We start from the raw sequence: 13,284 nt of genomic DNA on the forward strand, positions 1-13,284 counted from the left end.
ACCTGCCCTTTCGTCGACCCACAGCCTCGGGCCTGACGTAGGGGGAGGGTCAAGCCGGGCCCCGGGCGAGGTCCGCCAGGAGCGTCCGGGTCTGTTCGGCGTCGGTCGTGGCCTCGCGCTGTTCGAAGAGGTCGAGGGCGGTCTCCAGGCAGGCCCGTGCCCTCGCGGCCTGTCCCAGGTGGCTCAGGCCGCGGCCGAGTGCCCTGAGCAGGGCGGCTTCGAGCATGCCGCTGGTCCGCCGGGCGAGCGGCATGAACTCCTCGGCGGTTCCCGCCGCGAGGGCGTGGTGCCCGGCTTCCGCGTGGACTTCGGCCATCAGGGTGCCCGTGGCGGCCTCGAAGGCGGTCACGCCCAGGGCGCGGAACAGTGCCAGCGCGTCCCGGGCCCGGTCCAGCGCGGCGTTCCCGTCGCCGCACAGGCGCAGGACCCGGGCCAGGTAGTACAGGCCGATGGCCTTCGAGACCGACTCCCGGCCGCCGACCAGCTCCGCGCCCCGCTCGGCCGCGGCCCGGGCCTCGGCGAGCCTGCCCTGGCGGGCGTAGTTGAAGGCCAGTTCGCCCAGCACGGTGCCTTCCGCGATCTCCGCGCCGAGTTCGCGGAAGAGCCGCACCGAGGCCTCGCCGTGGCCGACCGCCTCGTCGAAGTGGCCGTGGACGCGGGCGTTCGCGCACAGTGTGAGATGTGCCGAGGCCCGCAGCCGCGCGGATCCGCCGGCGCACAGCTCCAGGGCGCGGGCGAGTTCGGGCTCGGCCTCGGCGTAGGAGTTCGCGTGCCACAGGGCGTTGCCCCGTACGTACCGGGCGAGGGCCTCGACGTCCGGGCTGCCGCGGCGCGCGGCGGCGCCGGCGACCCGTGCGGCCCGTTCGGCGACGGCGGACAGGTGGGTGATGCCCGACAGCACGGTGTTCAGCTTGTCCATGAGGTCGGCCGCCTGGGTCAGCGACAGGCCCTCGTCCTCGCAGGCGCGGTCGACCAGCGCGCGCTGCACGGGGATCTCCTGCCGCATCCAGTCGGTGGCGTCCTGGGCGGTGCCGAACGCGAGGCCCGTCGAGGTCGTCGGCGCGTGGATGAGGGCACGCTCGGCGGGTTCCACCGAGTGGGCGACCGCGTCGGCGTTGCGGGCGGTGGCCACGCAGAAGTCCAGGAGCCCCGCGAAGGCCCGGGCAATCTCCCCGGGGGTGTCCTCGCGGGCGCTCCTGGCCCGCGCGAACGCGCGGACCAGGTCGTGGAAGTGGTAGCGGCCCGGCCTGCGGGACTCCAGGAGGCTCAGGTCGACGAGCGACTCGAGCAGTTCCTCGGTGTCCTCCGGGTCGTGGGCGTCCCGGCCCAGCAGCGCCGCCGCGCACGGCGGCCCGAAGTCGGGCACGTCCAGGACCGCCAGTAGCCGGAAGGCCCGCGACTGTTCGCCGGTGAGCTTGGAGTACGACAGGTCGAACGCGGCCTCCACCGCCGCGTCCCCGCTGCGCAGCTCGTCCAGGCGGTTCCGTTCGTCGGTGAGCAGGCGGACCATGTCCGCCAGGGGCCGGCCGGGCTCGGCGGCCAGGCGGGACGCGGCGATCCGCAGTGCCAGGGGCAGCGCCCCGCAGGCGTCCGCCAGTTCCGCCGCCGCCCGTGGCTCGGCGTCGACGCGGCGGCCGCCGATGATCCGCCGCAGCAGCGCCAGCGCCTCCTCGGGCGGCATCACGTCGAGCCGCATGTGCCGGGCGCCCTCCAGTCCGGTGAGCCAGGCGCGGCTGGTCACCAGCACGGCGCAGCCCGCCGTGCCCGGGATCAGCGGGCGCACCTGGTCACCCGAGGCCGCGTTGTCGAGCAGCAGGAGCACCCGCCGTTCCGACAGCGACGAGCGGAAGAGCGCGACGCGTTCGGCCATGCCGTCGGGGACGTCGCTCGCGTCGGTCCCCAGCTCCCGCAGGAACGTGCCGAGCACGGTCAGCGGGTCGGCCGGGTCGGGGTCGGCGCCGCGCAGGTCCACGTAGAGCCGCCCGTCCGGGTAGCTGTGGCCGAGCCCGCGGGCGGTGTGGACCGCGAGTGTGGTCTTGCCGACGCCGGCCATGCCGTTGATCGCGGAGACCACGACGGCCGGCGCGTCGCCGTCGAGCATTCCGGTGAGCGTCTCCACCTGTTCCCGGCGCCCGGTGAAGTCGTCGATGTCGCGCGGCAGCGCGGCCGGGCGCGGCCCCGCGGCCCGGACGCCGTGCGCCGGCCCGGAGGGTCCGGGGGGCCTGAGGGAGGGGTCCGAGCGCAGGATCCGCCGGTGGAGCTCCCGTAACGCCTCGCCGGGCCGTACCGGGCCGAGGAAGCGCCGGGTGTCCTCGAAGACCCCCAGCGCCTCGGCCTGGCGGCCCGACCGGTACAGCGCCAGCATCTGCACCCCGCGCAGCCGTTGGCTGGCGGGGTACTCCACCACCAGGGCGCCGGCCTCCGCGGCCAGCCCGGGGCGGTCCCCGAGCTCGGCGTCGAGTTCCAGCCGGGCCTCCAGCAACGCCTGCCGGACCCGGCGCAGCCGGGTGCGGGACGCCCTGGCGGCCGGCCCGTGGAGGCCCGCCAGGGGCTCGGCGGCCCATAGCGCGAGGGCCTCGTCGAGGACCTCGCGGGCGCGGTCCGCCCCGTCGGCGGACCGCGTCTTCTCCGCCATGGCCGGGGCGCCCTCGAACGACCAGGTGTCCACGGCGCGTTCGGCGACCCGCAGCGCGTAGCCGTCGCCGACCGTCTCCAGCACCGGCGCGCCGGCCCCCTCGAGGGCCCGGCGCAGCCGCCAGACGTGGGTCCGGATCGCGTGCTCCGGTCTGGCGGGACGGTCGCCCTCGTCCCACACGCCGTCGACGAGCAGCGGCATCGCCACCGTCCGTCCGGCGGCGCCGAGCAGGACCGCGAGCACTTCCCGCTGCTGCGGTCTGCCCAGGTCCAGCTCGGTGTCCCCGCTCCAGCCCCGCACCGGGCCGAGCAGGGAGAACCGGAGCTCCGGCGTCACCGGCTCGACCAGACCGGGACGATGTAGGGGGCCTCGCTGAAGACCTTCACCGTGCCGTCGGTGAACACACCGAGCTTCAGCTCCGGAGTGTCCGGGCCGAGCCGCTTCCGCTCGGTGTCGCTTTTCCAGCACACCCGGGTGCCCTGGCCGTAGACCACGAAGTTGCCGTCGGACTGCATCATGGCGCGGTCCCCGCAACCCGCCGTGTCGGTGTGCCAGGTGGGTTTGCGGTGGGCCCAGTTGTCGTCGGTGGAGTAGGTGACGAGGTTGCCGTCGTCCTGCATCACCAGCTGGACGTAGTCGTTCTTGAGGACCGAGCCCTTGGTGAGGGTCTCGTTGTTCCAGATGACGCCCCGGGCGTCGTCCCGGGCGGCCGAGGCCGTTCCGCCGGTCGCCATCACCGTGGTGGCGGCGACCGCCGCGGTCGCGGCGACGGCGGCGAGGCGGTGGGAGAGTCTGCTGCGCATGACGGGCCCTTCGGTCGGGGGGTGAGGGATCACCCCCCGACTCTCGCGGCGACCGATACACGATCAATTGATGAGTTCTAAATGCTCACTTTCCGCCAACCGTCGCTGATTCCGACTCCCTCCCCGATCTTCGGGGAAAGATCCTTTTCATGTCCGAACCCCGTGCCGACGACCCGCCCTTGACCGCTCCCGCCGCCCCCGCCGGCCCGCCCGGGCCGCCGGCGCCCTACCGGTGGCGCTGGGCGGCCCTGGGGGTGATCCTCGCCGGAGAGGCGATGGACATGCTCGACTCGCTGGTGGCCACCATCGCGGCGCCGTCGATCCGGGCCGAGCTGGGTGGCGGGGCCAGTCTCACCCAGTGGCTGACGGCCGCCTACGCGCTCGCCATGGCCGTCGGGCTGATCACGGGCGGGCGGCTGGGGGACGTCGTGGGGCGCCGGCGGACGTTCCTGATCGGCACGGCGGGATTCACCGCCGCCTCGCTGCTGTGCGCGGCGGCCGTCTCGCCGGGGGGCCTGGTCGCGGCGCGAGGGATCCAGGGGCTGTTCGGGGCGGTGCTGATCCCGCAGGGGCTCGGCCTCATCAAGGAGATGTTCCACGGCCGGGAGCTCGGCAAGGCCCTGGGGATGTACGGGCCGGTGATGGCGCTGTCCTACGTGGGCGGCCCGATCCTGGCCGGCTGGCTGGTGGACGCCGACTGGTTCGGGGCCGGCTGGCGCATGGTGTTCCTGGTCAACCTGCCGCTCGGGGTGCTCGCGTTCCTCGGCGGGTGGCGGTTCCTGCCCGCGTCGCCACCCACGGCCACGACCAGGCTGGACCTGGTGGGCGCCGTGCTGGCCTCGGCCGCCGCGCTGGCGGTCGTCTTCCCGCTGGTCCAGGGGCGCGAACTGGGGTGGCCGATGTGGGCCTTCGCGTCGATGACGGCCGGAACGGCACTGTTCGGGGTCTTCGGCTGGTACGAGAAGCGGGTGTCACGCGGTGGCGGCGACCCGTTGGTGGTTCCGGGGCTGTTCCGCAAGAGGGCGTTCTCAGGCGGTCTGGTGACCGGCGCCGCGCTGTTCGCCGCGGTGGCGGGGTTCTCGCTGGCGCTCAGCCTCTATTTCCAGTCGGGGCTGGGGGCTTCGCCGCTGAAGGCGGGGCTGGCCGTGCTGCCCTGGTCGGCCGGCACGGTCATCGGCTTCGTGGTGGTGCAGGTGCTGGACGGCGCGGGGGCGCTGAGCCGGCTGGGGCGCCCGCTGGTGCAGACCGGCGTCGTGGTGATGGCGGTCGGCGTCGGCGCGTTCGCGGGCGCGCTGCGCTGGGCGGGCCCGGAGGTCACGGTGTGGCGGGGAGCCCCGGCACTGGTGGTCGTCGGGCTGGGGACGGGGCTGGTGATGGGCCCGTTCTTCCAGGCGGTGCTGGCCGCCGTGGAGCCCCACGAGACGGGTTCGGCCGCCGGGACGCTGACCGCGGTGCAGCAGTTCGGCAGCGCCCTGGGCAGCGCGGTGCTGGGCACGGTCTTCTTCTCCGTCCTCGCCGGGCGGGTCACGGCCGCGACGGAGGCCGACGCCTCTTCAGCGACGGCCCGCCCCGGCTACGCCCGCGCCATGGAGATCACCTTGGGCGCGGAGGCCGGGCTGCTCGCGCTCACGCTCCTGGCGTCCTTCCTGCTCCCTGCCAAACCGGGCGGAACCACGGCGAGCCGGCTGACCGGAAATGATGTTGGTGATTGACACCTGGAAGAGAACCGTCCAGTCTCATCAGCCGAACAACCAGCCATAGCCCGACTATTGGCGTTAAGTCAGCGTTAAGCCCCATAAAAGAGCCGGATTACGGTCGATTTACCCGGGGTCAGGAAAGGTCGGCAAGGGCCAGGAAGCCCGGACCCCACCGGCCTGCCCCGAGGAGTCACCACCGAGACAGGAAGGCGCTTCATGCTGCCCGCAATGCCGCACTCCGAACGTGAACGTTTCCTCGCCGAGCCGCGCATCGGCGTGCTGGGCGTCACCGACCCCCGGGGCGAGCGCGCCCCGCTGCTGGTGCCGATCTGGTACCACTACGAGCCCGGCGGGGAGGTCGTGGTCCAGACCGGCCGGGAGATGGTCAAGACCCGCCTCCTGCGCGCGGCGGGCCGCTTCAGCCTCTGCGCCCAGGACGACAACCGCCCCTACCGGTACGTGAGCGTCGAGGGGCCCGTCGTCTCGGTCAGCGACCCGGCCGACGCCGATCTGCGCGAGGCCATGGCCCACCGCTATCTGGACCCCGAGGAAGCGCGCGCCTACCTCAAGGCGACGGCGCACCAGCTCACGGAGGACGTCACCTTCCGGATGCGCCCCCAGCACTGGCGCACCGCGAACTTCGCCGCCTTCGCCGCCGACTTCGCCGAGAAGGGCAAGGGCGACTCCGCCGGCTGAACCACCCACCCACCGGACCCACCACAGCGCGGATGACATGACACCCACACCCCCCGAACCCGAACGAACAGGTCTCCATGACAGACATCGACGTTTCCGTCCGGCCGTCCTCCATCGGCCGACCCGGGACAGCCGGTACGAGCGGCCCACACGATTACCCGCGTGACCGAAGTCTTCCCGAGCTGTTCGAGGAACAGGCGGCGGCCCGGCCACAGGCCCTCGCCGCCCGGCACGGGGACCGCACCCTCACCTACGGACAACTCGCCGCCCGTTCCGACGCGCTGGCCGCCCGGCTCCTCGGCCGGGGTGTCGAACCCGGCACTCCGGTGGGCGTGTGCGGCAGCCGTTCCCTGGAGGCGCTGGTCGCGCTGCTGGGCATCCTCAAGGCGGGCTGCGCCTACGTCCCGCTCGACGAGGACCTGCCGCCGGCCCGGCTGCGGGCCATGGCCGAGGACGCCGGGCTGCGCGCGGCCGTCGTACTGCCCGGCAGCACGGGCTCCGTACGCGGGCTGCCCGTCCACGTGGAGCTCGACGGCGTCGACGAGGCCGCCGGCCCCACCCTCGACACCCGGACCGTTCCCCCCGCCTCGCCCGCCGACTGCGCCTATGTGGTGTTCACGTCCGGCTCGTCCGGCCGCCCCAAGCCGGTGGCGATACCGCACCGCGGCGTGGCCCGTCTCGTCCTCTCCGACGGCGAGATACCCCCGCCCGGCCCCGGCGACGGCGTGCTCCACGCCTACGGGCTGTCCTCCGACGCCTCCACCATAGAGATCTGGGGCGCGCTGCTGACCGGCGCCTGCCTGGTCCTGGCGGACCGCGCGGAACTCCTCTCGCCCACCGCGCTGGAGGAGCTGTTCCGCGCCCGGGGCGTGACCGTCGCCTACCTGACGACCAGCGTCTTCCACCTCGTCGCCCGCACCCGGCCGCAGGCCCTCGCGCCGCTGCGCTTCGCCTCCGCCGGCGGCGAGGCGATGGACCCCCGCCTGGCGAACGAGGTGCTGGCCGCCTGCCCCGGCACCACCGTGGTCAACTTCTACGGCCCGACGGAGAACTCGGTCGTCTCCACCGCGCACGTGGTGCGCGAGCTGCCCGCCGACGCCACGCACGTCCCCATAGGACGCCCCTTCGGCGCCACCGTCTGCCACGTCCTGCGCCCCGACGGCTCGGCCGCGGCGCCGGGCGAGGAGGGCGAGCTGTACGTCGGCGGGGACGGCCTGGCCCTGGGCTACCTCGGCGATCCCCGGCTGACCGCCGAGCGGTTCGTCAGCCTGCCCGACCGCCAGCCGGACGGGCCGCTGTACCGCACCGGCGACCTGGTCGTCCGGCGCCCCGACGGGCTGCTGGAGTACCGGGGACGGCTGGACCGCCAGGTGAAGCTGCGCGGCGTGCGCGTCGAACTGGACGAGATCGAGGCCCGGCTGCGGGCCCACCCCGAGGTCGGCGAGGCCGTCGTCCAGCTCGAGTCCGGCGCCCTGACCGCCTACGTCACCGCCGCCGTGCCCGGCGCCCCGCTGGACCTGCCCGGCATCCGCGCCTACTGCGCCGAGTGGCTGCCGCCCCAGACCGTCCCGGCGCTGGTGGCCATGGACCACCTGCCGGTGACCAGCGGCGGCAAGGTCGACCGCGCCCGGCTGAAGGCCCTCGCGCCCCAGCCCGAGGCGCCCGGGCAGGCGGACCCGTCGAAGGTCGAGGGAGTGCTCGACGCCCTCGCCGAGGTGTGGCAGCAGGTGCTCCGGGTACGCCCCACCCCCCAGGACGACTTCTTCCGGCTCGGCGGCGACTCGCTGCTCGCCTCCGAGACCGTCACCCGCACCCTCGCTGTGCTGGGCCTCGACGCCTCGCTCGGCTCCGCCCTGATCAGGGCCCTGCTGGCGGCGCCCACCCTGGAGGGCTTCAGCGCGGCCGTCCGCGAACTGCGCGGCGGCGGCCCGGCGCGGAGCGACGAACCGGCGATCGACTTCGAGCGCGAGAGCGAGCTCGGCTTCGAGCTGCCGCCCGCCCAGGGCCCGGCCCCGCGCCCCGAGGATCCCCGCAACGTCCTGCTCACCGGCGCCTCCGGCTTCGTCGGCGCGTTCCTGCTCGACCGGCTGCTGCGCATGACGTCCGCGCGCGTCCACTGCCCCGTACGGGCGTCCAACGCCGAGCACGCCACGCGACGGGTCCGCAACACCCTCGCCCGCTACGGACTGAGCCTGGACGAGGCCGCCTGGCGGCGGGTGGAGTGCTTCCCCGCGGACCTGACCGAACCCGACCTCGGCCTCTCCCCCGAACACGCCGCCGAACTGTCCGGCGGCCTGGACCTCGTCGTCCACAACGCGGCCCGGGTCAACTTCCTCTATCCGTACGAGGAGTTGCGCTCCGCCAACGTCGAGGGCACCCGGCGGATCGTCCAGCTGGCGGCGCCCCGCCGCGTACCCGTCCACTTCATCTCCACCGTCGCCGTCGTCGCCGGATTCGGCACGGCCGGGGTGGACAAGGTCGACGAGGACATGCCGCTGGCGCACGCCGACGGGCTCACCATGGGCTACGCGGAGAGCAAGTGGGTCGCCGAGGAGGTGCTGCGGCGGGCGGCGGAAGCGGGCCTGCCGGTGGCGGTCCACCGGCCGTACGAGGTGACGGGCGACCGGGTGACCGGCGCGTGCAACACCGAGACGGCCATCTGCTCCCTGTTCAAGACGATCGCCGAGACGGGGCTGGCCCCCGACATCGAGCTGCCGATGGACTTCGTCCCCGTCGACCACCTCGCCGAGGCCGTGGTCCACATCGCCACCCGCCGCCCGGCCGGCTGGCGGGTCCACCACCTCACCAACCCGCGCCCGGCCATGCTCTCCGACGTCCTGGACCGGATGCGCGCGGCCGGCTTCGCGATCGACACGATGCCCTACAACCAGTGGGTGGGCGAACTGGTGCGCCACGTCGCCCGGAACCCGACCAGCGCCACGGCACCGTTCGTCTCCCTGTGCGTGGACCGCAGCCGCAACGCCGACATGTCGGTCAAGGAGATGTACCTCAAGGGCGTCTTCCCGGTCCTCGGCCGCCGCAACGCCGAGGAGGCGCTGGACGGCAGCGGGCTGCACTGCCCGCCCGTCGACACCGCGCTACTGGACCGGTACCTGGAGTTCTTCTTCACCTCCGGCTACATCCCGCGGCCCGCCCCCGGACACCCGTCGCTTCCCGGAACGGAGCACACAGCATGACCGCCCCCGAGGAACCCGCCGGCCTCATCCAGGTCCCGGCCGTGGAGCCCGACACCGTCGGCCCGCCGTGCGGCTATGCCCGGCTGCGCGCCGAACATCCCGTGGTCAAGGCCGAGTTGCCCAACGGCGAGACGGGCTGGCTGATCAGCCGGTACGAGGACGTCCGGGCCGCCTTCGCCGACCCCCGGCTCGTCCGGCCGCTGCTCTCCGCCTGGCCGCCCCGCGAGGGCCCCGACGCCCCGCCCCCGGCCCTGCCCACGTTCCTGGAGATGACGGGCGCGCACCACGAACGGGTGCGGCGCACCGTGCTGCCGCTGTTCGGCAGGCGCCGCCTGGAGGTCATGGAGCCCAGGATCCGGGCCATGGCCGGGGAACTGATCGACGCCATGGTGGAGTCCGCCGACGGCGGCACGGCCGACCTGGTCGCCGCCTACGTCGAACCGCTGCCGCTGCGCGTGTTGTGCGAGACCACCGGGATCCCGCACGAGGACCACGAGATCTACCTCCCGCACACCCTCACCCTGCTCAGCGCCGCCGGGCTGTCGATGGACGAGGTGCTGGCGGCCCTGTACGCGCTCCAGGACTACGCCGAGGAGCTCATCTCCCGCAAGGAGAAGGAGGGCGAGGGCGAGGACTACGTCCACCTCCTGCTGGCGGAGAGCCGCCGCCCGGACGGCGGACTGACGCGGGACGACGTGGTCAGCTTCGTCGTCACCATGCTGATGGCCGGCTACAAGACCAACATCCAGCACACCGGCAACGCGCTGTTCACCCTGCTCACCCATCCCGAGCAGTTGCGTGAGCTGCGCGAGTCGCCCCAGCGGATGGGCACCGCTGTGGAGGAGCTGCTGCGCTACGTCCCGCTGATGAACGCCATCAACATCCTGGTCGCGCAGGAGGACCTCACCCTCCACGGGCAGCACATCCGGGCCGGCGACGCGGTCATCCCGGTGCCCGCCTCCGCCAACCGCGACCCCGCCGCGTTCACCGACCCCGACCGCCTGGACCTGACCCGCACCCCCAACGCGCACGTCGCCTTCGGGCACGGGCCGCACGCCTGCACCGGCGGACACCTGACCAGGCTGCAACTCGCCACCGCCATCGAGGTGCTGCTGGAGCGGCTGCCCGGCATCGAGCTCGCCGTGCCGGCGGAGTCGATCACCTGGGACGAGTCCACCCCCCTGCGGGCCCCCGCCCGGCTTCCGGTGCGCTGGTGACGCACCATCCCCTCGACGACGCGACGACCGGACGAGAAAGGCCCGAGACCGTGACCGCACCGAACGCGGAGCTCCCGCACTACCCCTTCAGCACCCAGGGCGACCGCCTCGCCCCCGAACTCGGCGAGTTGCGGGGCCGCTGCCCGGTGGCCAGGGTGAGCACCAACTCCGGCGAGGAGGCCTGGCTGGTCACCGGCTACGAGCTGGCCCAGAACGTGCTGCGCGACCGGAAGTTCGCCCGGTCCGTGCTGGGCGACCCCGACGGCCCCACCCAGGACGCCCCGATCCTGGCACCCGAGCTGCTGGACGCCATGAACCACCTCCAGCAGGCCGGGCTGCGCGACGAGGTCCTCCAGGCACTCGGCCGCAACCAGCCCGAGCTCCCCGCCGACTGGGTCGCCGAGGTCACCCGTGAGGGCCTGGACGCCATGGTCCGGCAGGGCGGCCCCGGCGACCTCCAGCGCCACTTCGCGGAGTGGGTCGCCGCCCAGTGCATGTGCCGGCTGCTCGGGCTGCCCTTCGAGGACCACGAGTGGCTCGCGGTACGGGCCGACCTGGACCTGACCATGGTGACCCCCACCAACGAGGAGCTCGCCCGCAACTGGGAGGAGATCCGTGTCTATATGCACGACTACATGGCCTCCCGCGAAGCCGGCCGGCCGCGCGGACTCGTCGACCGCCTCGCCGACCTCAACGAGGAGCGCAAGGGGCTGACCGACAAGCAGCTGTCGAACATCGTCTCCGTCCTGTTCGTCAGCGGTTACGAGGACTTCGCCAGCTTCCTGGGCGTCGCGGCGCTCAACCTCCTCCAGCGCCCCGAGGCGATGGAGGCCGTGCGCGCCCGGCCGGAGACCATGTCCAGTTGCGTGGAAGAACTGCTGCGCTACAGCGTCGTCCTGGGCAACGCCATCCCCCGTTTCGTCACGGAGGACGCCAAGATCGGCACGGCGGAGGTACGGGAGGGCGACCTGATCCTGCTCTCGCTGGACGCGACCAACTACGACCCGGCCGCCTTCACCGACCCCGACACCTTCGACCCCGGCCGCTCCCCCAACCCCCACCTCCGCTTCGGCTACGGCCGCCACCACTGCCCCGGCGCCCACCTGGTCCGCCGACAGTCCGAGACGGCCTTCCGCGTCCTGCTGGACCGGCTGCCGGGCATCCGCCTGGCGGTACCGGTGGACGAGGTGCCCTGGCACCCCAACCGCATGGCGATCATGCCGGCGGGGCTTCCGGTCACCTGGTAGCGGGGCCGGGGGCTCCCACCTCGGGAGCCCCCGTCTCCGTCAGCTCGCCGTCGGCCAGCCGCAGCCACCGGTCGACGCGGATCTCCCACAGGAACCGCTCGTCGTGGCTGACCACCACGAACGCCCCCTGGTAGGAGTTGAGGGCGCTCTCCAGCTGGCCCGCGCTGACCAGGTCGAGGTTGTTCGTCGGCTCGTCCAGGAGCAGCAGGTGCGGGGCCGGTTCCGCGCACAGGACGCAGGCCAGGGTGGCGCGCAGCCGCTCGCCGCCGGAGAGCACCCCGACGGGCAGATGGGCGCGGGCGCCCCGGAAGTGGAAGCGGGCGAGCAGGTTCATCCGCTCGGCCTCGGACCGCTCCGGGGCGTACTCGGCGAAGTTCTCGGCGACCGTACGCTCCGGGTCGAGCAGGTCGAGGCGCTGCGAGAGGTAGGCGACGCGCCCGTCGGCCCGCTTGACCGCGCCGCTCTCCGGGGTCAGGCCGCCGTCGAGCAGCCGGAGCAGGGTGCTCTTCCCGGCGCCGTTGGGGCCGGTCAGCGCGATGCGTTCCGGGCCCCGGATCGTCAGGTCGATGCCGTTCCCGGCGAAGACGTCCTTGCCGCCGAGCCGGACGCGGAGCTGTTCGCCGAGGAACAGATTGCGTCCGGCGGGCACGTCGGTGTCGGGCAGGTCCAGTGTGATGCGCTGTTCCTCGCGCAGTGCGCGTCCGGCCTCGTCCAGCCGGGCCTTGGCCTCGCCGACCCGGCCGGCGTGCATCTGGCCGGCCCGTCCGGCGGCTTCCTGCGCGCCGCGCTTCATGTTGCCGGCGAAGATGCGGGGCAGGCCGGCGTTCTTCAGGTTGCGGGCGGCGTTGCTCTGCCGGCGCTCGGCGCGTTCGCGGGCCTGCTGCATCTCCCGCTTCTCCCGCTTCAGCTCCTGTTCGGCGTTGCGGACGTTCTTCTCGGCGACCTCCTGCTCGGCGCGGACGGCCTCCTCGTACTCGGTGAAGTTGCCGCCGTGGAAGCGGACCTCACCGCGCGGGTCGAGTTCGGCGATGCGTTCCATGCGGTCGAGCAGGGCGCGGTCGTGGCTGACCAGGAGCAGACAGCCGGTGAAGTTGGTCAGCACGTCGTAGAGCTTGTGCCGGGCGTCGAGGTCGAGGTTGTTGGTGGGCTCGTCGAGCAGCAGTACGTCGGGCCGCTTCAGCAGTTGGGCGGCGAGCCCGAGGGAGACGACCTGGCCGCCGCTGAGGGTGCTCAGGGTGCGGTCCAGGGTGACGTCGGTCAGGCCGAGGCGGTCGAGCTGGGCGCGGGTGCGCTCCTCGATGTCCCAGTCGTCGCCGATGGTGGTGAAGTGCTTCTCGTCGGCGTCCCCGGACTCCACGGCGTCGATGGCCCGGATGACCGCGGCGACGCCCAGCACCTCGGCCACGGTGAGCTCGCCGGTCAGGGGGAGACTCTGCGGCAGATAGCCGAGGGTGCCGGTCACGGAGACCGAACCGGTGCGGGGCCGCAGTTCACCGGCGACGATCTTGAGCAGGGTGCTCTTGCCGGTGCCGTTGGGTGCGACGAGACCGGTGCGGCCGGAGCCGAGGGTGAAGGACAGTTCCTGGAAGACGGGGGTGTCGTCGGGCCAGGAGAAGGACAGGTTCGAGCAGACGACGGAAACGCCGGACATGGAGGTGACCTCGTGAGAGCAGTGGCAGACAAGGGGAAAAGGGGAACGACAACGAAGCCACTGTCGGCGGCGGTGCCTCCGCGGATGTTTCCGCGCACCGGCCGGTGGCCTGTCGGGTCCGGGTGATCACCCGGAGATGTC

Annotated in this window: 8 protein-coding genes; 5 read left to right on the top strand and 3 right to left on the bottom strand. The window is 73.3% G+C overall.

The window, feature by feature from the left end; translation table 11 throughout:
* Positions 1 to 49 precede the first annotated feature (49 nt).
* Together ACFYZR_RS17545 and ACFYZR_RS17550 are read right to left on the bottom strand one after the other, a co-directional pair.
* Positions 50 to 2,971 (bottom strand): BTAD domain-containing putative transcriptional regulator, encoded by a 2,922-nt coding sequence (locus tag ACFYZR_RS17545; protein WP_391911072.1) that lies wholly within the window; start codon positions 2,969 to 2,971, stop codon positions 50 to 52.
* Complete coding sequence (locus ACFYZR_RS17550; RefSeq protein ID WP_391911074.1) at positions 2,968 to 3,438, bottom strand: hypothetical protein; 471 nt, start codon at positions 3,436 to 3,438, stop codon at positions 2,968 to 2,970. Before ACFYZR_RS17550 ends, ACFYZR_RS17545 begins: the two co-directional genes overlap by 4 nt.
* Before the next feature lie 149 nt (positions 3,439 to 3,587).
* Here ACFYZR_RS17550 and ACFYZR_RS17555 point away from each other — a divergent pair, with 149 nt between their 5' ends.
* The 5 genes from ACFYZR_RS17555 to ACFYZR_RS17575 all read left to right on the top strand — a co-directional run bounded on the left by ACFYZR_RS17555 (position 3,588) and on the right by ACFYZR_RS17575 (position 11,492).
* On the top strand, positions 3,588 to 5,150 hold the full coding sequence (locus ACFYZR_RS17555; protein ID WP_391911076.1) for an MFS transporter: 1,563 nt from the start codon (positions 3,588 to 3,590) through the stop codon (positions 5,148 to 5,150).
* A 213-nt stretch (positions 5,151 to 5,363) separates the two neighbouring features.
* A complete protein-coding gene (locus ACFYZR_RS17560) occupies positions 5,364 to 5,831 on the top strand; it encodes a pyridoxamine 5'-phosphate oxidase family protein (protein WP_391911078.1) in 468 nt (155 codons plus the stop codon).
* A gap of 77 nt (positions 5,832 to 5,908) precedes the next feature.
* A complete protein-coding gene (locus ACFYZR_RS17565; protein WP_391911080.1) occupies positions 5,909 to 9,028 on the top strand; it encodes an amino acid adenylation domain-containing protein in 3,120 nt (1,039 codons plus the stop codon).
* Positions 9,025 to 10,245 carry a cytochrome P450 gene (locus tag ACFYZR_RS17570; RefSeq protein WP_391911082.1) on the top strand — a complete coding sequence of 407 codons (1,221 nt, stop codon included), beginning with the start codon at positions 9,025 to 9,027 and terminating at the stop codon, positions 10,243 to 10,245. Before ACFYZR_RS17565 ends, ACFYZR_RS17570 begins: the two co-directional genes overlap by 4 nt.
* A 50-nt stretch (positions 10,246 to 10,295) precedes the next feature.
* Positions 10,296 to 11,492 (top strand): cytochrome P450, encoded by a 1,197-nt coding sequence (locus ACFYZR_RS17575; protein ID WP_391911084.1) that lies wholly within the window; start codon positions 10,296 to 10,298, stop codon positions 11,490 to 11,492.
* Here ACFYZR_RS17575 and abc-f read toward each other — a convergent pair.
* On the bottom strand, positions 11,482 to 13,143 hold the full coding sequence (abc-f, locus tag ACFYZR_RS17580) for a ribosomal protection-like ABC-F family protein (RefSeq protein ID WP_391911086.1): 1,662 nt from the start codon (positions 13,141 to 13,143) through the stop codon (positions 11,482 to 11,484). The two genes, ACFYZR_RS17575 and abc-f, sit on opposite strands and share 11 nt — an antisense overlap.
* Positions 13,144 to 13,284: the final 141 nt, after the last annotated feature.

Origin of the sequence: Streptomyces sp. NPDC001678, assembly GCF_042892945.1 — a bacterium.
Lineage (GTDB): Bacteria > Actinomycetota > Actinomycetes > Streptomycetales > Streptomycetaceae > Streptomyces.

Bases quoted from the DNA above. Each gene is read 5' to 3' on its own strand.
- ACFYZR_RS17570 (WP_391911082.1), top strand. From the start codon at position 9,025: ATGACCGCCCCCGAGGAACCCGCCGGCCTCATCCAGGTCCCGGCCGTG.
- ACFYZR_RS17555 (WP_391911076.1), top strand. From the start codon at position 3,588: ATGTCCGAACCCCGTGCCGACGACCCGCCCTTGACCGCTCCCGCCGCC.
- abc-f (WP_391911086.1), bottom strand. From the start codon at position 13,143: ATGTCCGGCGTTTCCGTCGTCTGCTCGAACCTGTCCTTCTCCTGGCCC.
- ACFYZR_RS17560 (WP_391911078.1), top strand. From the start codon at position 5,364: ATGCCGCACTCCGAACGTGAACGTTTCCTCGCCGAGCCGCGCATCGGC.
- ACFYZR_RS17565 (WP_391911080.1), top strand. From the start codon at position 5,909: ATGACAGACATCGACGTTTCCGTCCGGCCGTCCTCCATCGGCCGACCC.
- ACFYZR_RS17550 (WP_391911074.1), bottom strand. From the start codon at position 3,438: ATGCGCAGCAGACTCTCCCACCGCCTCGCCGCCGTCGCCGCGACCGCG.